The following is a 21738-nucleotide window of genomic DNA, read 5'->3' as shown; positions in this document are numbered from 1 at the left end:
AGATTGAGCAACCGCCCATTCGCGGGGTCCCATTTGGGTCACAGGATCATGGTCATGCAAGCATGCACATCGGAGACAAGCTGATCTACTTCCTGAGTAGATGTCGGAAAGCTTCCGGCCTTATGCGCATATCGATTACGCCTAGGTGCAATTGCTGATGAAAACGCGGTAGCAGCTGCATGGTCAAGATAGCCTCTGACATGAGGCGGAAGTCCTTTGAGCTGGTGAAGCATGCCACCAATTCCATTCGCTGGAACTCTGCCATTGTTGCTCAGGATAGTAGCGAGGCACGTGTCGAGCGACCGCGTCGAGTGGATGATTTGTAAAAGCCGCTGACGGCGCAACGGTTGCAGTTTCTGGCAGCGGCCTAGTTCGGAAAGTTCGTCATCAACGTAGTTAAACGCTACGCTCGAACCATAGTGATGCGACCCTCGCACTAGCGCTTGCATCAGCAGATGCCTTGATTTTCGAGCGCTCATCCGACCCTCGTATAGCGAGAGACCAGTTCCGAAATTTCGTCGGGGGACTTGCCTGTTCCTGCTGGCGTTAGAACCCAACCGGCAAACGCAGCCGCACGGATGGCTTTATCTGGGTCACCAGGACTTGATGGGAATAACTCCGCGAAAGCGGCTCCTGCTGGAGCTTGGGTAGGAAACGGTTCTGCCCCATCCATATCGTACCACCGATCAGCTCCTTCGACGGACAGATTGGCGATGGCTTGTAAAGTTGGTGGATTAGCGAAGAATGCCGCCTCGATGTTGTGGGAGAGGCGGTCGCGTCGCGGCTTCCGCGTTGAGCGGTTGCCATGTGCAGCGGTGGCCTTCGAGCGACCGCGTTGCAACACGCGCGCGAGTTTGTAGGTGTCGCCAAAACGCGCACTCGCAAGCCGATGTATTTTTTCGGAAGACTTACCATCTGGGAAGCCTTGCGGGCGGGATGAGATTGACGTCAGATCATCCCAGACCCTCTGATCCTTAATAGATATCTCCGTTACAAATGCGTTGGTTGGAAGCGAGTACGGGCGCTCACCATCAATTGATACAAAAACAAAGTTTGTATGCGGCGGCAGAGCCATCTTGTTCAACGTTAATCGCGCGGTGAAATGTTCTTGGCTGCGGAGCTCTTGAGCTGTCATCGCCATGATAGCGGTTAACCCAGCCCGACCGCCCACAATGATATCAACCGAACGCATGACCAACGGATGATCGGGCGCGCCCACCACCACGAAGTCGCCGCCCATTGAACGCCTCAGGCGGTCGACGATCGCTTTTCGCACATCGATTATTGTTGGACGCAAAGTTTCCCCCCAATCGCCAAGCGAATCGTATCAACGGCGGTTGAATGGGCAACTGCGTCGACATTCAGCGATTTATGCACTTAAAGTGCAGCATGCCAACTGCATACCATGCCAAGTACTTCGCCCATGACCTGACCAAGCACGCTCCTCCCGGGGCGGCTGATCAGCTCTCGATGGCGCTGTTCGACGCGTCGGTGGACCTGAACCCTCACCAGATTGAGGCGGCCATGTTCGCCCTGCAATCGCCGCTGGCGGAAGGTGTGATCCTCGCGGACGAGGTTGGTTTGGGCAAGACCATAGAAGCCGGGATCGTTCTTTGCCAAAAATGGGCGGAACGGAAACGGAAACTCTTGATCATCTGTCCGGCTTCGATCCGCCAGCAGTGGGCGGCGGAGCTGACAGAGAAGTTTAATCTGCCCGCGATGGTGCTGGACGCGAAGACCTATCGCGCCCTTAAACGTGACGGACACGCATGGCCGCTCGAACAGAAGGCGATCGTGATCCTGTCGTATCATTATGCGGCACGCCTTCAGGACGAATTGCGTCCTATCGCATGGGACCTCGTGGTCGTCGATGAAGCTCACAAACTGCGGAACGCTTATCGCCCCAGCAACCGCATCGGGCAGGCCCTACGGTGGGCCACGGAGGGCAGAAAGAAGCTGCTGCTCACGGCTACCCCCCTGCAAAACAGCCTTATGGAGCTGTTTGGCCTTTCCACGTTCATTGATGAAAACCTTTTCGGGGACGCAAATGCGTTCCGGTCAAAGTATGTAAACGCGGGCGGCAACCTTGACGAATTGCGGTTCAGGTTGGCCGATTTCTGCAAGCGGACGCTCCGCAAGCAGGTGCTGGAATATGTCCGCTACACGGAGCGAAAAGCGATTACGCAGCCGTTTCGGCCAACTGACCCAGAACAGGCGCTATACGACGGTATATCGAAATTCCTGCAAGCCGAAAACAGCTACGCAATCCCCTCGCGCCAGCGGCACCTCACGGCCCTGATCCTGCGCAAGCTGTTGGCGTCTTCGTCCCATGCAATTGCTGGAACGTTGGACACGTTGGGAACGCGGCTAGGAACAATTCGGGATGGCAATGAACCCGAAACCGATTGGACAGAGGAAATCATCACTGCCGAGGAAATCGAAGAGGAACTCCTTGATGAGTGGCTCGACGAAGACGACGAAGACGATGATGCGGTTGAGCCATTCAATCCGGCCAAGCTCAGGGCGGAAATCGAGCAGGTCACGGCGCTTGCCGAACAGGCGCGCGGGATCGGAACCGATACAAAGACCTATGCACTCCTGAAAGCGCTCGACATTGGCTTTGCCGAGCAAGACCGCATGGGAGCGCTGCAAAAGGCGCTCATCTTCACCGAGTCCCGCCGCACGCAGAATTATCTGCGCGCCTATCTGGAAGCCAACGGCTACGCCAATCAGGTTGTTTCTTTTAGCGGCACTAACAGCAGTGCACAGACGCAGGCCATCTATGAACGATGGCTAAAGGCGAACGCGGAGACTGGCCGCATATCTGGCTCCAAGGCCATCGATATACGCAGCGCGCTGATCGACCATTTCCGCGACCACGCCCAGATCATGATTGCGACCGAAGCGGCGTCAGAAGGCGTGAACCTGCAATTCTGCTCGATGGTCATCAACTATGACCTGCCGTGGAATCCGCAGCGCATCGAACAGCGCATAGGCCGCTGTCACCGGTACGGCCAAACACACGACGTTATAGTCATCAATTTCCTGAATGAGCGCAATCAGGCCGATCAGCGGGTGCATGAGCTGCTCCGTGACAAGTTCAGCCTGTTCAGTGGTGTTTTCGGGGCGTCGGACGAAGTGCTCGGCACGATCGAGTCCGGCGTCGATTTCGAGAAGCGCATTCTTGCCATCTATCAGGATTGCCGCACGCCTGATGCCATCGACGCCGCTTTCAAAGCGTTGAGGGACGAGCTGGACGAGCAAATCCGTGCCCGGATGGACGATACCCGCCGCGCCCTGCTGGAGCACTTCGACGAGGACGTGCATGCTAGGCTGAAATTGCGACTTGAGACCACCCGGGCGCAGCTTGATCAGGTGGGCCGCAAATTCTGGGATGTTACGCGGTTCATACTGAACGATGCGGCCGATTTCGATGAAAACGCGCTAACCTTCGATCTCAGCGAACCGCCCGCCGACCACATCCCGAAAGGTCGTTACCATCTGATCTCGCGTGCGGGCAGCGATGATGCCAGCCCCAACCCACATGGCTATTTCCTTTACCGCCTGTCGCATCCCCTCGGCGAAACGGTGCTCGATGATGCCAAGGGGCGGCCTACCCCGCTAGCCGAACTGGTCTTCGATGTGGGCACTCACCCCGTCCGCAACGCTGTCGTCGAAGGGCTGAAGGGTCGAAGCGGATGGCTGACGTTGCGCCGCCTGATCGTTACCTCTTTTGACACCGAGGAATATCTGTTGCTCTCCGGGGTCGACGATCGCGGCGCGTCGCTTGATCAGGAAGTATGCGAACGGCTGTTCTCGGTCGGCGCGATTACCCGGCACGCCGATGCTCCATCGTCGATCATCGCGACCCGGATTGAGGCGGGTGCCCAGCAGGCAGAAAAAGCCGCGCTCAACCGTTCGCTTGAAGCCAACAGCCAGCACTTCGCCGCCGCGCGGGAAAAGCTGGAGCATTGGGCCGAGGACAAGATTTACGCCGCCGAGCGGGCGCTCAAGGACACCAAGGAGCAGATTAAGGCTATGCGCCGCCAGTCGCGGAGCGCGGCCACGTTGGAAGAGGAGCACGAAGCCCAACGCCGCCTCGCTGAACTGGAGCGCAAGCAGCGCAAACAGCGGCAAGAAATCTTTGCAGTTGAGGATGATATCGCCGAAAGGCGAGACTCCCTGATAGCTGCGCTTCAAAAGCGGATGCAGCGCGGGCAAACCAGCGAAACCTTGTTCACCATCCGCTGGTCGGTCGTATAGGGATGGCCGCCTAGGGGGAGTTTGATTCTCAATGAGTAACTACGACGCGCTCGTCACCAAGCTGCGTGAGATTTTCCAGATCGACCGGCCCGAGCTGGATTTCGGTGTCTATCGAATCCTCAATGCCCGCGCCGACGAGATCAATGCCTATCTCTCGACTCGGCTGAAAGAGCGCGTCGCGGAGGCGCTGGCAAGCGGCAATCAAGCGAGCAGCGAGCATCTCCAGCGCGATCTGGACGACGCCATCAAGGCAGCGCAGGGGCTTGGCTTCGATCCCGAAACCACCGTCAAGGTGAAGGACCTGCGCGCCGCGCTGAAGGATGCGGCATCCGGCGCATCGGAACACGAGAACGCCGTCTTCACCCACCTGCTCGCCTTTTTCAGCCGCTATTACGACAAGGGCGATTTCATCAGTCAGCGGCGGTACAAGGGCGACACCTACGCCATCCCCTACGCCGGGGAAGAGGTGGTGCTCCATTGGGCCAACAAGGATCAATATTACACCAAGTCGGGCGAAGCCTTTTCCAACTACGCCTTCAGGCTTGACGATGGGCGGACCGTGCATTTCCGGCTGGTCGCGGCGGATACCGCCAAGGACAATCGCAAGGACAATGACAAGGAACGTCGGTTCGTGCTGGCCGAAGCGCGGACGGTAGAGCTGATCGACGAGGACGGCGAGCCTTACGAGGACGAGATCGTCCCTATCACCGAGGAAGGCGGCGATCTGGTCATCCGCTTTGAATATCGCGCGATGCCCAAGGGCAGCAAACAGGATGTCTTGGTCGATCAGGCGGTTGCGGCGGTTCTGGGCGATGAGACCGTCAAAGCCGGTTGGCAGGGCCTGACCGAGCGCGCGCCGACGGAGAAGAACCCGCAGCGCACGCTGCTCGAAAAGCACCTGAGCACCTACACGCAAAAGAACACCGCCGACTATTTCATCCACAAGGATCTGGGCGGGTTCCTACGTCGCGAGCTGGATTTCTACGTCAAAAACGAGGTGATGAATCTCGACGATGTGCAGAACGCGCAGGCGTTCGCCGCGATCGAGAAGAATTTGCGGATGATCCAATGCCTGCGCGCCATCGCGCTGGATCTGATCACCTTCCTCGCGAGTATCGAGGATTTTCAGAAGAAACTGTGGCTAAAGAAGAAGTTCGTCGTCGCGGCGCATTACTGCGTGACCCTTGATCGTGTGCCCGAGACGCTTTACCCGGCCATCGCCGGCAATCAGGCGCAATGGGCGCAGTGGCACGATCTGGGAATGCGCGACAGCGCCGATGCCGGCAGTGTCGATGACCTGAAGGCATCGCCCTATCTGATGGTAGATACCGCGCTGTTCGATGCGGCGTTTCGGGCGGACTTGCTCAAGGCTATTCCCGATTTGGACGGCAGCATGGACGGGCTGTTGGTGCATGGGGACAATTTCCAGGCGCTGACGCTGCTCTCCGAGCGGTATCGGGAAAAGGTGAAGTGCGTTTACATCGATCCGCCCTACAATACGTCAGAAGCTACATTCTTCTACAAAAACCAATACAAGCATTCGTCTTGGCTTACGATGATAGAAGGTCGCGTCGGGGCCTCTAAGAAATTTATGACCCGTGACTGCATATTTCAAATCACCATTGATGACATGGAGCTTTATCGTCTCAAATCTTCTCTTGACGAGATTTTCTCAGAAGAAAAATATATTGGCACGATTGCAATTCAGAGCAACCCTCGTGGTAGAGGTATAAATAGCTTCTTCGCGACGAGTCACGATTATGCGGTTGCGTATGCCAATAACCCCGAAGTCGCTATAATATGCGATGAAGTATTGAGCGATGAGCAGGGCGAGGGATATAAGTACGAGGACGAAATTTCGGAGTATCGACTGCTCCCATTTAGGCGCAGCGGCGGCCTTTCAACACCTGACGATCGCCCAAATTCCGAATACCCTCTTTTTGTTGATCGAGAGTCCAATAGGATTGTGGGCATCGGTGGTAAAAGAACCGCCGATTACCCTTCTGAATATGAAGCAATTTCCGCGTTTCGTATCATTGATGGCGAAATAAAAGAGGTCACGTTCGAAAGCCTTACATCAGATGTCGCGCTTGCTCGCGTCATGCCAATAGACTCGAATGGAGAGCGTCGAGTCTGGCGGTGGTCAGATCGACAGAAAATCCTTGAGCATGTGCTGATAGGCGATTTTATCGCGAAACGGCAGGGTGAAGGCGAATATTCTGTCCAGCTCAAGGACCGGATCAAAGAAGGTCGCAAGCCAAAGACGATATGGATCGACCCCAGTTTGGATGCGTCGAGCCATGGAACCAACCTACTAAAAAACATAATCGGTGGGCGGAAAGCCTTTGGCTATCCCAAGGCGCTCTACGCAACAAAAGCCTCGATTTCCGCTGTAGTGCGAAAAGATAAAGAAGCGATAGTTTTAGACTATTTTGGCGGAAGCGGCACAACGGCCCACGCCGTGATGTCTCTCAACAGAGACGATAAAGGTGAGCGTCGATATATATTGGTCGAGCAGGGGGATTACTTTGATCCTGTGTTGCGGCGACGCGCGCAGAAGATCGTTTATTCCGACACTTGGAGCGATGGCAGACCTACTGCACCCGAAACCGGTATCAGCCACGCCTTCAAGGTGCTGAAGATTGAAAGCTATGAGGACACGCTCAACAATCTGAACCTGAAGCGCGACGACGCTCAGACCGGATTGCTCGACGCGGTTACGTCTGGTGCCCGCGATGACTATCTCATTCGCTATATGCTGGATGTCGAGGCGCGTGGTTCTATCCTGTCGGTCGAGGATTTGCGCAAACCATTCGATTATACGCTCAATATCGCTGTGGACAGCGCGGGTGCCTATGCCCCGACCAAGATCGATCTTGTCGAGACGTTCAACTATCTGATCGGCCTCACCGTCCGGCATATCGATATCCAACTCAAGCAGGGCTTCGTCGCGGTAGAGGGCACGCTGCCGACCGGCGAACGCACGCTCGTTCTTTGGCGCGATTGCGACACGCTCGATTATGAGGGCCTCGCCAAGCTGTGCGACAAGCTGGCGATCAACCCCGCCGATAGCGAATATGAAGTGGTCTACATCAACGGCGATCATAACATCCCGTCCGTGCTGACCAGCAGCGCAGAGGATGGTGAGGTCACCAAGACGCTCAAGCTCCGTCAGATCGAACCGGCATTTTTGGAAGCGATGTTTGAGACGGGTGACGCCTGATGGCTCGCGCCCCACGTCCTCGCCGCACCTTTCATCAGGAGCTGGTGCTCAATCGCTGGATGCTTGGCTTCTTCAAGGGAGACGGGCTTGCCGCGCTCAAGGGCCGGCTGGCTGACCCGCGCCATGAAGGCGTGGACGATGACGGCCAGACGGGTTTCTTCCACGAACTGACTCGAAACTTGTTCGATGTCGATCGGATCGATGCGGCCGAGCTACGCCGCTATGACCTGAACATCGTCAGCCACTGGCAGGCTATCACCCACAAGCGCAATGCCGTCGAGGGCAGCGTGCTGACGATGAAATATTTCCAATATTTGAGCCTGCTTTTCAGCGAAATCTATCTCGACTGGTATTTCAACCGTCGCGACGAGCTGCTCACCGGACTGAACGACGAGCTGGAGCGCTATCGCGCCGAAAATGGCGCCGAACCCTTCCGTGACTATGTGGAGGCCGACCTTTCCAAGATCGCATTTTGGAGTGCGACCGGCAGCGGCAAGACCCTGCTCCTGCACGTCAACATCAAGCAATACCTGTATTATTTTCGGGCCAAGGGCGGCAAGGCCTTCCCTGACAAGATCATCCTGCTGACCCCCAATGAAGGGCTATCGCGCCAACATCTCGACGAGTTGTCACTGTCGGGCTTTTCCTTCCATCGCCTGTTCGACAAGAACCGAGCACCCGACTTCCCTGGCACGATCGAAGTGATCGACATCAACAAGCTCGGCGACGAGATGGGGGACAAAACCGTCGCGGTCGATGCGTTCGAAGGCGACAATCTGGTGCTCGTCGATGAAGGGCATCGCGGCACCGGCAGCGCGGGCGGCGCATGGATGGCGCGGCGCGAAGCGCTGGTGAGCAAGGGCTTTGCCTTCGAATATTCAGCAACCTTCTCGCAGGCCGTGGCCAAGGGCTTTACCGTCGAAAAGGCCGAAGAGGATATCCTTAAGCGCAAAGCCCGGCTGAAGTTTGAAACGACAAGCCTCAGGTCGCTGACACAGCCCCAGCGGGATTCGATCGCACTCACGACCGCCGAGCAGCGCCGGGCCAAGCTGGATGCCGTCCGAGAAACCTACGCCAAGGCGATCCTGTTCGATTACAGCTACAAGTTCTTCTATGCTGATGGTTACGGCAAGGAATCCCTGATCCTGAACCTTGCCGACGATGCGGACGAGCAAGTCCGCGCGCTTTACTTCACGGCCTGCCTTTTGAGTTTCTATCAGCAGCTCCTGCTATGGGAGACCAAAGGCGACGCGATCGCCGATTTCAATATCGAAAGGCCCCTGTGGGTGTTCGTTGGCAACACGGTCGCGGGCGAGGATAGCGACATCCTAACGGTGCTGCGATTCCTTGGCCGTTTCCTGAACGACGACGCGCAGATGAAAGTATGGATCACCGAACTGATCGCCGATCACGCCCAACTGCTCGACACCAAGGGCCGGAGCATCTTCGAAGGTCGGTTCACGCCGCTACTTGGGCAGGACGCGGATTCGGTCTACGGCGACATACTGCGGAGGATGTTCAACGCCGGTTCTCGCCAGCGCCTGAAGCTCGTCAACCTGAAGGGCAGCAAGGGCGAGCTGGCGCTGCGGGTGGGCACGTCCGAACCCTTCGGCCTGATCAGCATCGGCGACGATAGCGGTTTCTTCAAAACCGCTGATGAGGGCGAAGAGCCTTTTGACAGCGAAACCGACGATTTCGGCGCAGGCTTGTTTCAGACGATCAACCGGCCGGACAGCAAGATGACCGTCCTGATCGGCTCGCGCAAATTCACCGAAGGCTGGTCAAGCTGGCGGGTTGCGACAATGGGCTTGCTCAACATGGGGCGAGGCGAAGGGTCTCAGATCATCCAGCTCTTCGGGCGCGGGGTGCGCCTCAAAGGCCGCAATATGTCGCTCAAGCGTTCCGTGCCCCATGAATGGCCCAAGGGAGCTTATCTCGACAAGCTGGAAACGCTGAACATCTTCGGTGTCCGCGCTGATTATATGGCGACCTTCAAGGATTATCTGATCGAAGAAGGCATTACGCCCAGCGACGAAATGATCCAGATCGACTTTCCGACCAAGGCGAACTTGCCCACGGACAAAAACCTCAAGACGCTCAAACTCCGCGACGGCTATAAGGACAATCAGGCGAAGGGTTTCAAGCGGACCCATTATCCTTGGCTGTATGAAGTGCCCGCCGACTTCGCGGGAAAGATCAAGACGCCGCATATCACGCTCGATCTGTATCCCCGTGTCGAGGCACTTAACTCACAGGATAAAGGCAAGATTGTCGAGAAGGGCGAGGCGCGCCACTCCGGCAAGCTCGACCGCCAAGCGATAGCGATATTCGACTGGGACCAGATCTTTCTGGCGGTGCAGGAATACAAACTCCTCAAGAGCTGGAGTAATCTGCGTCTTGACCGGAAGCGGCTGATCGATTTCTGCACCGGGCAGGATGATTGGTATACGCTCTTTGCCCCGAAAGCCGAGCTGGCGGTCAGCGGTTTTGGCGATGTGTTGAAACAGCAGTCGATCCTGATCCGATTGCTGACGGACTACACCAATCGCTTTTATCAGAGCCTGAAGGCCGGATATGAAGGGCAATTCTATGATGTGGCGGAAATTACCGCCGATCACGGTTCGATGCTCAAGCTTTACCAGATCGACGTTGACGATAGCGATGACGGCGAAGCCTATCGCAAGCGGCTGGAGGAGCTGAAGGCCATCGTGGCCGCCGGCGACATTGGCAAAGCGAGCAAATGGCACGCTGCGAACATGGTAGCGATTAGCTTTGGCAGGCATCTCTATTATCCCCTGCTCTCGCCCGAACATGGCAAAGAGCTGCCGCTGAAAATGAGGCCGATCGCCTTCGACGCGCCTAGCGAGGTGAAATTCGTTGAGGACCTCCAGGCGTTCTATGAATCGGCGGCGGGAAAGCAGGCAATAGGTAATCGCAGTCTCTATCTGCTGCGCAATGCCGACACGAAGTCGAAAGGCCTCGGGTTCGCGCTCGCAGGCAATTTCTATCCTGATTTTCTGTTGTGGCTGGTGGATGATGCGACCGGGCGGCAATGGCTCAGCTTCGTTGATCCCAAGGGCATTCGTAATCTCGACCTCGGTGATCCCAAATTTGCGCTTCATACGACGATTAAGGACATCGAGGCGCAACTCGGCGATGATCAGCTCGAGCTGAGCGCGTTCATCCTGTCGGAAACCGCGTTCGGGAATTTACTGAATCTCGGATCGGGCGTGACCAAGGCCGATTTGGAGGCGCGCAACGTGCTGTTCATGGACAGCGGGCGCGACGCCTATCTATGCAAGTTAGTGGCAAACGGCGCCTAGAACGCTAGCCGTCCCGCCGTTTTCTCCAGCGGTTGAACCAAGCCGTCCAGCTCTGGCTCGGCGGCCACTCATCCCCCTCGCGCTTGATCCGCACAACCTCTAGGCGGTTGAAGCCGGTTCGGACCCCTTCTATCACGACCGCGCAATCGACGTGGCGCACGACGTGACGGTCCGGCTCAAGCTCCCATTCTCCGCCGCCATGAACTGCAAGGATGAACCGGCGCGGTTCCCGGCGCACAATACCCTCAACGGTATGAAGCGTACCTAGCGGCATTGGTCTGTTTGGCGATGCATAGCCACCTCTCTATGTAGTCGATCAGTGACATCGATAAGAAAGTGGCGGCGGTCTGGCAAAGTGAATTGTCACCGATTGTCTGTAGACTGATTGGCTACATGGCGGTCCATGTCGCAGCGATGGATATTAGGGAACGTCTTGCGAGAAATCTGCGTCTGCTGCGGCAGGAAAAGGGTTGGTCGCAGGAAGCGTTCGCGGACGAGGCTGGCTTGCACCGGACCTATATCAGCGACCTTGAGCGTGGCGCGCGCAACCCGACGATTACCGTGGTAGACAAGCTCGCCACTGCCTTGGGCGTGACGCCGGGGCGGCTACTGGACTGAGGCCGGACCTACCCCAAGCCACAGTATTTCGTTGAAAAGCCAGCTTGAGAGGCACAGAGCCGCCGTCCGGAGAGCCGGAGGTTGGGCCTGAGACGGCGCTGGTCTCGATGTATGATGCTGTCCAAGACGCAGGAGATTTTCATGGGCGGCATCGGATCAGGCGCGCGGCGTTCAACGCATATCGGCAACGTCGAGCAAACGCTGGCACTCGACATTCGCATATTGCGGCGGCTGGGCGTTGTTCGCCCCGGCGAATGCATGTGCGACACGGTACACTGCTCAATCGGCGCCTCAGCACTGCCAGTGCGCGCCTGCGCATCGATTTGAGCGACATCGAACGGGGCGGCGTCATGACGATCAGCGGTGATATGCCAAATGGTGCCATCAATCAGCATGTCGCCGTCGAAATGGTGGCATCACCGTTCGGGGGCCACCGTTGCTACTTCATCTGCCCGGTCACGGCACGACGCTGCGAAGTGATCTACTATGCCGGAGGCCGGTTCGGTTCTCGAGAGGCGCAACGCCTCAGCTATACGGTGCAGGGCATGAATGAACTCTCCCGCGCCCGCCGCAAGGCCGCCAAGCTGCGGAGCCGCCTGTGCGGGTCGGGTGGTCATCCGCGCCCGCGTGGAGGCAATCGCATCGATACGGTGAGACGCCTGCGGGAAGCAGAATATGCGGCGAAGACGCTATATCTCGACCAGCTGCGCGTCCTTGCTGATCCTTCTGGTTTCCGGTGGATGCCCGGCGAAAGCCGGTAACCCACCTGAGACTCCGATTTCTGCGCATCTCGAAACGCCGATAGCCTGTTTTGGAATCAGCGGGTCCTGACCGCATGGCGCGAATTTGCGCACCGGCAGTCGCGGGGAAATCAGCGGGCCTTGCGCGGGATTTTTCCTGACTTCGAAGCACCCATGATCTTATTGGGAAGATGGTCAACGAAAGGAGGCCATCATGTCCAACGACGAGCGGCTCGACTGGTCGCATCTATTATCCCACGCGCAGGCGTTATTCCCCGGCGCGATGATCGACGTGATCCACACGCCCGACGAGATCATTCATATCGACGTGGACGGGCACCGATACACATTCGAGATCGGCAGCGATGACGACGAATATTTCTTCACCGATGGGAAAGCGTCGTTCTCGATCCCGCTCATGGAAATCGACTGGAATTTCTAGGATTTCTCCTGACACGCCTTCCGAACCCATCTTAATGGAAATGTCGTTCAACAACCAAGGAGTGAACGACAATGACCACTACGACGAACGCCCCCGCCCCGGCTGCAAAGCCGCAACTTGATACAAGCAAGAAGGCGACCAGCGACAAGGACAATCCGAACATGGTCACGCTCGATCAGCTTTCCCGCGAAATGAAGATGTCCCCGCGAGATGCGCGGATGCTGCTGCGCCTCGCTGCGAAGCAGACCAAGCTCTATCCGACATTGGGCAAGGATCACGTCGCCCGGCAGCCGTGGCAGTGGACGCCGGGATCGAAGGCGCTGGAGGAAGCCCGCAAGGCCCTATCATCCACCCCCGCAGTGTGACACCCACTTTCCAAGTTTCCATGTTTTCACCGCCGACAATGACGCAAAAAACAATGCCGGGGCCGCACGTAATCGCGTGAAATCGATTTGCGCGCACCCCGGCATGAAAACTTGGAATCTTGGAAAGTAGATCAATCCTTAGACGGCAGTGACCAGTACCACCGGCCATCTTCTCCCTTGGCCTTGATGACGTCCAAAGCGTCGGCAGCCCGGTTCAGCGTCGAAGACCCTATCCCTCGTGCCTCAGCGTCCGTTTTGAGCGCCTTAACCGGCTTAGGACCGTCTGCGAGGCGTTCGGACAAATAGCCCTTGGCGTCTTCCTGCTCGTTCTGGACCGGCCCACGTTTTGCTGTAGGTTCGGAAAAGAACGTGTCGGCATCGATGTCCTCGAAGCGGTCAAAGGCAATTTTCGGCTGCTCGCCTTTGCGTCCATCGGCATCGCCCATGGTAAAGAGCATGGCCTGCCCCTTCTCCGAGTTTGCCTTGAAGTGGAAAACGACAAAGCCGCGCACGCCGTCTCTGCGCCTCGCAAGGCCCCATTGACTGCGGGCAATGCCTACAAAGTCCGTCGCACCGATACCCTTCTTCATTGCCCTGTCTTGCGGGCCTTTGCCGAAATGTCGGACGGTGATGATCGCGCACCGCTGCCGTTCGGCGATCTCGACCAGCTTTTCCATGAAGCCTCGGACCTCAATGTTGTTGCTGGCGTCCACACCCGACATGAAAGCCTGTATCGGGTCCAAGAACACCAGCCGAGGTTGATGCTTCGCAATCTGGGCTTCCAGCCAATCGACCATCTCCTGCGTCAACTGAAAGCGGCGCGACTGTATGAACACCCGCGACAGGTCCGCTCCGTTTGCCTCCAGCCGTTTTCGGATCACCGCACCGGGCAGGTCTTCGAAATTGAACAGGAAACAGTTGGCAGGCGGAATGGGATCGCCGTTGGGCAGCAGATCGCCCCTACTGACGCGGGCACAAACCCAGACGCACAGCTGGCTCTTGCCTTCACCCGGATCGCCGTCGAGCAGCCCCACGGTCCCGGCGCAGATATAGGGATACCATATCCAATCTAGTTCCTCCTCTGGTATGTCCGAGAAGGGAATGACGGTTGGCCATTCCTTGCCGGGCTTCTTGGAGATGCTGCGCGCGATGGATCGCAGTTCGCTGTCCGGCAACGGGTCGTCGGAAAGAACGTCATTTGCCGCTCGCAAGGTCGCCAATATGGCCTTTCGTGGCGCGCCCAGACGCCGCAAATATCCCGCCCAGCCTGTCAGTATGGTGTTGCGCTGACCTTTTGGGATCAGGGCGTTGTCACTGACGGTTTCCTCTTGAGAACGTTCAGCCGTAATGCTGGAGATGTTATCCGGCAAATCCGCGATGGGCTCATCCTCCCACACCGCATAGATCGCACCGGATAGGTGCCGTGAACCCGGCCCGACGACATAGCTGTTTGCCTTGCTCTTGATGTCCAGTTTGGTCCGAATGCCGATCCGGGGAGACATTTCCCCCCGGAGATAGCAATGGAACCCTCTGGCCGTTTTCACGAGCAATGTTGGCGGCGGATCGCATTCAGCGCGAAAGGCTTGCCACGCCTCCCTGCTGTCGCAATCGATCACGGTCAGCCCATCGGTGGCCACCGCATAGTTCATGTCCGGGTGCTTGCGATGCCAGCGCCGGATCGTTTTCTGATCGGTCGTTGCGTCCTTTACACCGTGCGGCACCAGAGAACTGATCGGATGCTTACCGGGGCTTGAACATTGATTGTCGCCACAGGTGCAGCGACCATCGATGACGCCGTGGATCGGCAGGACAGGTATGCCCTGCCCGGCGAACCATTTCATCAGCCCCCGAAAGCTGGCGCGGCGATCAAATCGACATCGAATGATCGCCTTTTCACTGGCATTCGCCGAGAACGCGCTCATTGCGTATCCTCCAATGCCGCGTCGAGGAATGCTGCGATTTCACCGCTCAGGTCGTCGAACACGGTGTAAGCGGCCTCGGATTTCAACCAGTCGGCCGCCTTCTCGAAGTCATGGTCCAGCGAAAATGAAAAGGTTTGCGAGCGCTTGTCGCACAAGGTGCCGGTTCGGCAATGGACCTCCTGTATCGTGACCTTGAATTCAATATCGAGCTCGGTTGCCTGAGGAGCTTGCACCGCTTCGCGCTTCTTGCTTCGCTTGCCCATCACCCTGCCTCCCGATCGGCGGCGAGCGCTTCTATGTGCGCATGAATTTCCGACGCCAGCCACGCGACCGAGTGTGCGCCGATGCGAACCCGCTTGGGGAACTGTCCGGCGGCTTCGAGCCGCAGCAAAGTCGATGGCGAGAGGTTGAGTCCGAGACGCGGCAGGTCGCTCCGCGTTAACAATATCTTGTTTGATGGTGGTGCCGTCATGTGAATTTCCTTTCGTTGTCGTGATTGACGGCAACGAAATATTCCCAGACGGCGAAGAGATACTACAGGGCTCGATGTGCGCTGCGCGCGGATTTCTGCTGCAATGTGCAGCGGCTAGATTGGGCCTGAGGAAAATTGGGCTAAGAGCCGGTCGAGACGCTCGTCATAGGCGTCGGTGATTTCGTGATAGATGGCGATCACGGCTTCGGGGAAACTGCCGATATAGCGTTTGTCCACGGCATCGTATGTGCCCCGACTTGGCGGCACTTCAGGTACAAACTCTACCAGAGCGCGGACGATATCATAGACCAGCATCGCCCGGATTTCCTGACTGTGCCCTGCATCCTCTGACTGCTGATAGCGAAGGCAACCATGTAGATAATCAGCAAAAACGGCCAACTCTTCCAGTTGGGCATGTAGCGTGTCGAAGTCAGGGATGAGCGGCGGCTTCGAATCCTCCGGCCATGTCGAGAACATTGACCGCTGTGCTGGTTCGAGCGCTTCGGCAAGGCGTTTCAAGGGATTGATGACCTGCGTTTCAAGCCAGCTGGCCCGTTGCGTCAGGCTCTTGTTCATCGGCGCATTTGGAAGATCGGACGGTGTGGTTGCTATGACGTGCCGATAATGACGGCCGACCTCCTGCAATCGCGTTTGGAGCCGCTTTATTCGTTCGTCATGTGCGCGGCCCGCAATTCGCAACGTCCCGCGTAATTTCGCCATGAAGGCGTCGTCAAATTCATTCATGCTTTCCGAGTTGCTCAAGAACCCGCCCCCAATCGTCCAATGCCTCCCGCTTCTCGGCATCATAGGCATAGCGATTGTAGACGGCGGCCACACCGGAAATTGTGCCGCTGATGTGGTTCAGCACCTTTTCGACGACATGCGGGGCAACGCCCGCCCTCGCCATGCCTGATGCGGCGGTCCGCCTCAAATCGTGCAATCGCCAGTCTGATGTCTGCGAACCTTCGGACAGGCGGCGTAGCATCTTCGAAAAGCCGCTGACCGGCGAATTCCGGGTCGTGGTGAACACATAATCGCAGTCGAGAAAGCGCGGCACCTCGTTCAAGACGTCGAGTGCATAGGGACTGAGCGGCACGACATGCGGCTTGCCGTTCTTGGATCGATCGGCCGGAATGACCCACTGCTTGGCGGTAAGATCAACCTCGCTCCAGCGCATTTCAGCCAACTCTCCCCGGCGTTGCGCGGTCGCCAGCAGGATCGGTACGAACTGGCGGAAGGGGTAGACGTCATTGCGGCACGCGCGCAGCAGGCGTACGATTTCGTCATCTTCCAACACCCTATCACGCGACTCCTCCTTGGTCGGGGCTTTGAGGCCGTTGATGGGGCTGATCTCGACGATGCCGCGTTCAACACACCAATTGAAGAGTTTGCGGATGTTCGAGAGGATGCGGTTAGCCTGATAGGTCGATCCGCGCGCGACGGCGGCATCCATGATTTCCAAAACGTCGAACCGCTTGATCTCGCGGATATCACGCTGCCCGAAGGTGCCGACGAATTCCCGTACCAAGATGCGCTCGGCCTCGCGCCAGCTTTTGTTGCGGGCCTGCGCGTGAAGACGGATGAATTCCCCGCAAACGGCTTCGACCTTCATATTAGGCGTGCGGCGACGCTTGGTCGGATCGATGCCTTCATCAACCTGCCGCAAGATATCCATCGCTTTCTCACGGGCCGTGGCCAATGTAATGCGGGGATAGACGCCGAGCTTCATGCGCTTCTGATTGAGGCCATATCGAAACTTGACCGAGAAGACCTTTTGCCCCTGCGCTGAAACTCGGACGCTCATGCCGGGGCACAAGAGGTCATGGACCTCATAGCGCTTCGCATTCGGTTTCAGAGCTTCGAGCGTCTTGTTGGTCAGGGCCTTTACCGGCATGTGTCATCCTTTCGATGACACTTCAATAATCACGGAAATCGGCCAATCTCAAAGAAATTCCCAGTGTCCGAAGGGCCTGCATCGGGAAAGTTCAGCACGATGCGATTTGACTATGCCACCCGCAACCCGGGGGGTGCTTTAGATCGAGGCTCTACGTCGATACGCGGACCAGACGGCGCGACACTGATTCTGGGTTTTTCAGTCTCACGCGATTGCGCGTCGTCTATCGATCGCGCACACTTGCCTTGAGCGTGAAACGCTGAGCACGATCCTGAATAACGTTCGCCTGTGCCGCTATGAGTTCGGGATCATCAAGCCCCGGAACGTTCAAGTCACGCCCGATTGTATCGGCCACGGCTTCCGCCAGTTGCGATGCCCGACGCCGCACGAAGGGCGCTGCGACGCCCGCATCGGCTGCGAACCGATCGAAATGCTTGGCCTCCAACTGCTCCAACGTCGCGGCTCCGCCGAACGTCATCGCGAAGCGTGAAGACAGCTCGGGCCAGATCACCGTGCCGACCAAGTCATAGAGCGGAGCGAGGACAATAGGACCGCCCCGGTCCTCCTGCCGCAGCAGGCTGAAGTTCTTCGCATGGGCGTCGGCATTGCCGATGATAACATTGAAGATGGCGGCATCGACCAGCTTCAGCACCTCAAGCGCCGGACGTGCCGCCGCCTCACGCAGCAGGGCGAAGCAGTCGCGAAACACCGGCCCGCCTTCAGCCGCATATTTGCGGTTCGATGGAACACCAAGCGCCTGCGCAAAATCCTCTTGATGCAACCGCCGGACTTCGCCATCCGCTGCCACACGATCGTAGCGGGTCACAAGCAGATAGGGCCGCCCGTTGACCTGCCTCCATTCGGCATCAACGGCATCAAGGCCGACGGCGCGCGCAAGGGCGAGGCAGAGAGCCTCATTCGCGGCAAGACCGGAAAACCGGTCAGGCTCAGGCTTGATCAGATGGGTTGAAGGCTGACCGGGTAAGGGAACGGCGATCTTGCCGCCGACAAGCACAACCGGGAGCTTGGATTGCGCTCCGGCGAGGCTGAGACGTGCACCCCCTTCCCCGGCAAGCATCGGCACGCGCGGCAACCGGGCGATCAAACCGGCAAGCGCTGCATCGTCCAAGGGTTCCGGGTCGCCAGTCGTCGCCTCTGGTGGAATCTCACCTGTGGGAAGAAACGCGAGCGCACCCGCGACATCGCCACCCAGCGCCGCCAGCAAGCGAAAGGGGTTGTCGGGCGAAACACCGAGCGCGCGGGCAATCGCGGTGCGCTGCGCTTCTTCGGGGAGCAGACCGCCAAAGACCGCCTTGCAGATCGCATCGTCATATTCGGCTTCGCGTTTGGGCATCGCGCGCGACAATGAAGGCGCGTCGGGATCAGCCAGCCAATCGGCAACATAGGTGAAATGCATCGCGCCGCCCCGATCGATCGAAAGCGTCCCCGTAATGCGCTGTCCCCACCAAACGACAAGATTGTCGAGGATCGGCCCGCTCATTGCGGCCGCCGAATATCGAGCGAGCACCCCAGCGCCGCCAGCACTGCGAGAACACGACCAAGCTGGACAGTCGGCTTGCCTCGTTCCAAGTCCACAAGGAAGCGCACGCCAACACCGCTGGCAGCGGCAAGCTCTGCCTGACGCAGTCCCAGTGCCTTACGTTCCTCGCGGACGATTTTCCCTACGGTAGTCGTATCAAGCATGATAATTTTCCCGAACGGGACATTATCAACATTTTCATGCCGATGCAAGGCCAATATTCCCGATCGGTAAATTTCATTCAATCAGGTGATGCTAAACCAAAGATGTTACCGATCAGGAATTTTCCTGACGCACGCAATTGCGATCGATATGAAGCTGTGGCTCGGCCGGTAGACAGATCACACCGCCATTACCCTCTACGCTCTGATACCCAGAAATTTGACGATCTTCCGTGTGGGTATCACGGGGGTCCCGGGCGCCCAAACTTGCATGAATAGGCCTGAAGTAATACGCCTCGGAATCAGCGGGTCGAAGATACGTTTTCGCGTTCCCCAAGATGCGAAATGACGCAGAATAACTAGTAATAACAAGAGCTTATGGCCAGCTCTTAATCAGCGGGTCCTATGTTCGAGCCCTAGTGCGTCCACCACCTTCCCATATTTATAAATTGAGGATCGGCAGCATCATGGCATCCGATCAAAAATGCAGCCAAGCGCCTAGCAGCAACCCTCGCTCGCGCAGGGCATTTTCGCCATCGACGGTCATCAGACCGCCGAGATGCAGGGACACTGTGTCGTTGATGTCGTAGACGCCGCTCAGGAACAGGTTGTGGTAGCGGTAATCGGGGAAGCCGTTGCGCCCTTCGCCGTCCGAGAAGGTGTTATAGAGGTTGGCGAGGAGCAGAACGCGGGGAGCGGGGCGGTAGCCGAAGATGACGTCGGCGTGGATTTCGTTGGGCGGATCGTCTTCGCGGACGGTGTAGCCGGCGTCGCCGATGATGAAGGCATCTTTTCCGCCCATCTGGAATCCGTGGCCGATTTGGCCGCGGAAATCGTAAGCCGTGCCTTCGATGCTGACCTGCGCCAGTTCGTCGCGGAAGGTGTCGGCGGGAATGCGGACCTTTGCCTGCACCGAGAAATGCGTGTTGCCGATATGCGCGACGCGGTAGCGGGCGCCGATGTCGACGAATTGAAACCCGGTTTCGTCGCGCTCCGGCCGGTCGTCAATGCTGATGTCGCGAAAGCTGGGGGTGAGGAGCAGGGTGAGATCGTCGGTCAGGCCATATTCGCCGTTCAGGTAGATTTGCGCCTGGCGGTAATCCATGATGTCGATGACGTCACCGTCATCATCGAACTGCTTGCTGCTGTGTGAATAGATGCCGGTGACGATCACGCGGCCCTCACCTCGTTCCATAACGAAACCTTGCGCCCAAGCGCCGGACGGAAGCGCAACGGAAGCAAGGAGGAGGACGTTGCGCGCGATGCGGTTCAGCATGGTTCGACCCTTATTCGTTCGGCCCTTTCCTCCCCCTTGAAAGGCGTTGTTTTAGGGGCTGATTATCCTCCATCACCGCAGCCTGGACTATGGCGAAAAACCCGTAGGACGTTCCTCCATTCCATCCTCCGCCAATGGCATAAGCGTGGGGATCGATAGCATGCGGCACAGTGCGGGCGCCGATTTTAGCCAGAAACCAGGCATTATCCCCAACTTTTGCCGGCTCGCCCCGTACAAGATGTTGAAATGTCGGCTTTTCCCTCTGTAGAAACCGCCTTGGGCAGAAGGAGCGCGGTGGGGCGCTGCGGGGTGAGCATTCGTTAACCTCGATCCGGCATCCACCGCGCAGGGCAATAGCGGGGTGGCACGTGTCTTTTCACGTTTCGCGCAGACATTTTCTTAGTGCGATGGCGGCTGCGCCCATCGCGGGCGGCCAGGCGTTTCAAGAAGCCATGGCGGCTTCGTTCAAGACCGATCCGGCGCCCTCGCTGGCGCAGGCCGCGCGCCGCAAGGGCCGTTTCTTCGGCGCGGCGATCCGGATGGACCAGCTCGACGCGGATCCCGAGTTGCGCGATGCGGTGCTGCACGAATGTTCGTCGCTGACGCCGGAGATTCATTTCAACTGGAACAGCTTCCGCTATCACAAGGACAGCTGGTGGTTCGAGCATGCCGACAGCCTGGTCGCGCTGGCGCAAAAGCACGATCTCCACGTGCGCGGCCATTCGCTGCTATGGGAGCAGACAACGCCGAAATGGGCGCTGAGGCAGCTCGCCAGGACCAAGGATTGGGGCCTTGTTCAGACGTTCTTCAAGGAAGTGCTGCCGCGCTATGAAGGCAAGATCCACGAATGGGACGTGGTGAACGAGCCGATCGACAGCGAGCGCGGTATCGATGGCCTGCGCACCACGATTTTCTACAAGGCGTTCGGACCAAGCTATATCGAGCGCGCGATGCGCGAGGCGCGACGCTGGGACCGGAAATCCAAGCTGTTCATCAACGAATATGGCTTCGACTACGACAATCCCGTCGAGGAGGATCGGCGGACTTTGTTCCTGAAGCTGGTGGAGCGATTGAAAAGAGACGGCGTCCCGCTGGATGGCGTCGGCGTGCAGGCCCATCTCGATCTGTCGAAGGGGCCGTTCAAGCCGCATGTTGTGCGGAATTTCCTGAAAGAATTGCGCGGTTTCGGAGTCGATATCGTCATCACCGAACTCGACGTGAAGGAGCATGACAAGGGCGCCCCCCTCCCCCTGCGCGACAAAAGGGTCGCCGCAGAGGCGCGGTCGTTCGTGGAAGTGGCATTGGACGAACCGGCCGTCACCGGCATCGTCACCTGGGGCCTCAGCGACCGGCACAGCTGGCTGGAAGACCAATCGAAGGGCCTCCCCTCGCCCGACCGTGCGCACAAGATCAATCGCGGCCTTCCCTACGATGCGCGGCTGGAGCGCAAGGACATGTATTATGCCTTGCGGGATGCCTTCCTGCAGGCGTGAAGTCGC

General features: G+C 57.9%; 19 protein-coding genes. 9 read left to right on the top strand and 10 right to left on the bottom strand.

Annotated features, from left to right (window positions below; translation table 11 throughout):
• Positions 1–475: 475 nt before the first annotated feature.
• Positions 476–1276: a hypothetical protein gene (locus IC614_RS02155; protein ID WP_200972110.1), complete on the bottom strand. Its 801-nt coding sequence runs from the start codon at positions 1274–1276 to the stop codon at positions 476–478.
• Between the two features lie 113 nt (positions 1277–1389).
• Between IC614_RS02155 and IC614_RS02150 the strand changes: the two genes are divergently transcribed.
• The 3 genes from IC614_RS02150 to IC614_RS02140 are packed head-to-tail and all read left to right on the top strand — an operon-like array spanning position 1390 to position 10809.
• Positions 1390–4263 carry an SNF2-related protein gene (locus IC614_RS02150; protein WP_207791138.1) on the top strand — a complete coding sequence of 958 codons (2874 nt, stop codon included), beginning with the start codon at positions 1390–1392 and terminating at the stop codon, positions 4261–4263.
• Positions 4264–4294: 31 nt separating this feature from the next.
• Complete coding sequence (locus IC614_RS02145) at positions 4295–7486, top strand: site-specific DNA-methyltransferase (protein WP_200972108.1); 3192 nt, start codon at positions 4295–4297, stop codon at positions 7484–7486.
• Entirely contained in the window at positions 7486–10809 is a 3324-nt protein-coding gene (locus tag IC614_RS02140) for a DEAD/DEAH box helicase family protein (RefSeq protein WP_200972107.1), read from the top strand. The genes IC614_RS02145 and IC614_RS02140 overlap by 1 nt, the downstream gene beginning before the upstream one ends.
• 4 nt (positions 10810–10813) lie before the next feature.
• On the opposite strand, the gene IC614_RS02135 is transcribed toward IC614_RS02140, so the two are convergent.
• On the bottom strand, positions 10814–11047 hold the full coding sequence (locus IC614_RS02135) for a DUF5818 domain-containing protein (protein ID WP_200972106.1): 234 nt from the start codon (positions 11045–11047) through the stop codon (positions 10814–10816).
• Positions 11048–11145: 98 nt separating this feature from the next.
• Here IC614_RS02135 and IC614_RS02130 point away from each other — a divergent pair, with 98 nt between their 5' ends.
• The 5 genes from IC614_RS02130 to IC614_RS02110 all read left to right on the top strand — a co-directional run bounded on the left by IC614_RS02130 (position 11146) and on the right by IC614_RS02110 (position 12974).
• On the top strand, positions 11146–11427 hold the full coding sequence (locus IC614_RS02130) for a helix-turn-helix domain-containing protein (protein WP_226372695.1): 282 nt from the start codon (positions 11146–11148) through the stop codon (positions 11425–11427).
• A 111-nt stretch (positions 11428–11538) separates the two neighbouring features.
• Entirely contained in the window at positions 11539–11754 is a 216-nt protein-coding gene (locus IC614_RS02125) for a hypothetical protein (protein WP_200972105.1), read from the top strand.
• Positions 11755–11777: 23 nt separating this feature from the next.
• Positions 11778–12188 carry a hypothetical protein gene (locus tag IC614_RS02120; RefSeq protein ID WP_207791137.1) on the top strand — a complete coding sequence of 137 codons (411 nt, stop codon included), beginning with the start codon at positions 11778–11780 and terminating at the stop codon, positions 12186–12188.
• Between the two features lie 193 nt (positions 12189–12381).
• Positions 12382–12609, top strand: coding sequence for a hypothetical protein (locus IC614_RS02115; RefSeq protein ID WP_200972103.1), 228 nt, complete (start codon positions 12382–12384; stop codon positions 12607–12609).
• Between the two features lie 71 nt (positions 12610–12680).
• Positions 12681–12974 carry a hypothetical protein gene (locus tag IC614_RS02110; protein ID WP_200972102.1) on the top strand — a complete coding sequence of 98 codons (294 nt, stop codon included), beginning with the start codon at positions 12681–12683 and terminating at the stop codon, positions 12972–12974.
• 131 nt (positions 12975–13105) lie between these two features.
• Here IC614_RS02110 and IC614_RS02105 read toward each other — a convergent pair whose 3' ends face one another.
• The 8 genes from IC614_RS02105 to IC614_RS02070 all read right to left on the bottom strand — a co-directional run bounded on the left by IC614_RS02105 (position 13106) and on the right by IC614_RS02070 (position 20239).
• Entirely contained in the window at positions 13106–14896 is a 1791-nt protein-coding gene (locus IC614_RS02105; RefSeq protein ID WP_200972101.1) for a bifunctional DNA primase/polymerase, read from the bottom strand.
• Positions 14893–15159, bottom strand: a complete 267-nt coding sequence (locus tag IC614_RS02100) for a hypothetical protein (protein WP_200972100.1) — start codon at positions 15157–15159, stop codon at positions 14893–14895. The genes IC614_RS02105 and IC614_RS02100 overlap by 4 nt, the downstream gene beginning before the upstream one ends.
• On the bottom strand, positions 15159–15368 hold the full coding sequence (locus IC614_RS02095) for a helix-turn-helix transcriptional regulator (RefSeq protein WP_200972099.1): 210 nt from the start codon (positions 15366–15368) through the stop codon (positions 15159–15161). Before IC614_RS02095 ends, IC614_RS02100 begins: the two co-directional genes overlap by 1 nt.
• 114 nt (positions 15369–15482) lie before the next feature.
• Complete coding sequence (locus IC614_RS02090; RefSeq protein ID WP_200972098.1) at positions 15483–16112, bottom strand: hypothetical protein; 630 nt, start codon at positions 16110–16112, stop codon at positions 15483–15485.
• Positions 16105–17262 (bottom strand): tyrosine-type recombinase/integrase, encoded by a 1158-nt coding sequence (locus tag IC614_RS02085; protein WP_200972097.1) that lies wholly within the window; start codon positions 17260–17262, stop codon positions 16105–16107. Before IC614_RS02085 ends, IC614_RS02090 begins: the two co-directional genes overlap by 8 nt.
• A gap of 223 nt (positions 17263–17485) precedes the next feature.
• Positions 17486–18763 (bottom strand): type II toxin-antitoxin system HipA family toxin, encoded by a 1278-nt coding sequence (locus IC614_RS02080; protein ID WP_200972096.1) that lies wholly within the window; start codon positions 18761–18763, stop codon positions 17486–17488.
• Positions 18760–19047 carry a type II toxin-antitoxin system Y4mF family antitoxin gene (locus tag IC614_RS02075; RefSeq protein WP_404829138.1) on the bottom strand — a complete coding sequence of 96 codons (288 nt, stop codon included), beginning with the start codon at positions 19045–19047 and terminating at the stop codon, positions 18760–18762. Before IC614_RS02075 ends, IC614_RS02080 begins: the two co-directional genes overlap by 4 nt.
• A gap of 394 nt (positions 19048–19441) precedes the next feature.
• On the bottom strand, positions 19442–20239 hold the full coding sequence (locus tag IC614_RS02070) for a hypothetical protein (protein WP_200972095.1): 798 nt from the start codon (positions 20237–20239) through the stop codon (positions 19442–19444).
• A 407-nt stretch (positions 20240–20646) separates the two neighbouring features.
• Here IC614_RS02070 and IC614_RS02065 point away from each other — a divergent pair, with 407 nt between their 5' ends.
• Complete coding sequence (locus tag IC614_RS02065; protein WP_200972094.1) at positions 20647–21732, top strand: endo-1,4-beta-xylanase; 1086 nt, start codon at positions 20647–20649, stop codon at positions 21730–21732.
• The last annotated feature ends 6 nt before the right edge of the window (positions 21733–21738 follow it).

It is taken from the genome of Sphingosinicella flava (assembly GCF_016025255.1).
Taxonomy (GTDB): domain Bacteria; phylum Pseudomonadota; class Alphaproteobacteria; order Sphingomonadales; family Sphingomonadaceae; genus Allosphingosinicella; species Allosphingosinicella flava.
The sequence above is the reverse complement of the archived record's forward strand: the minus strand, read 5'-3'. Positions and strand labels throughout refer to the sequence as shown.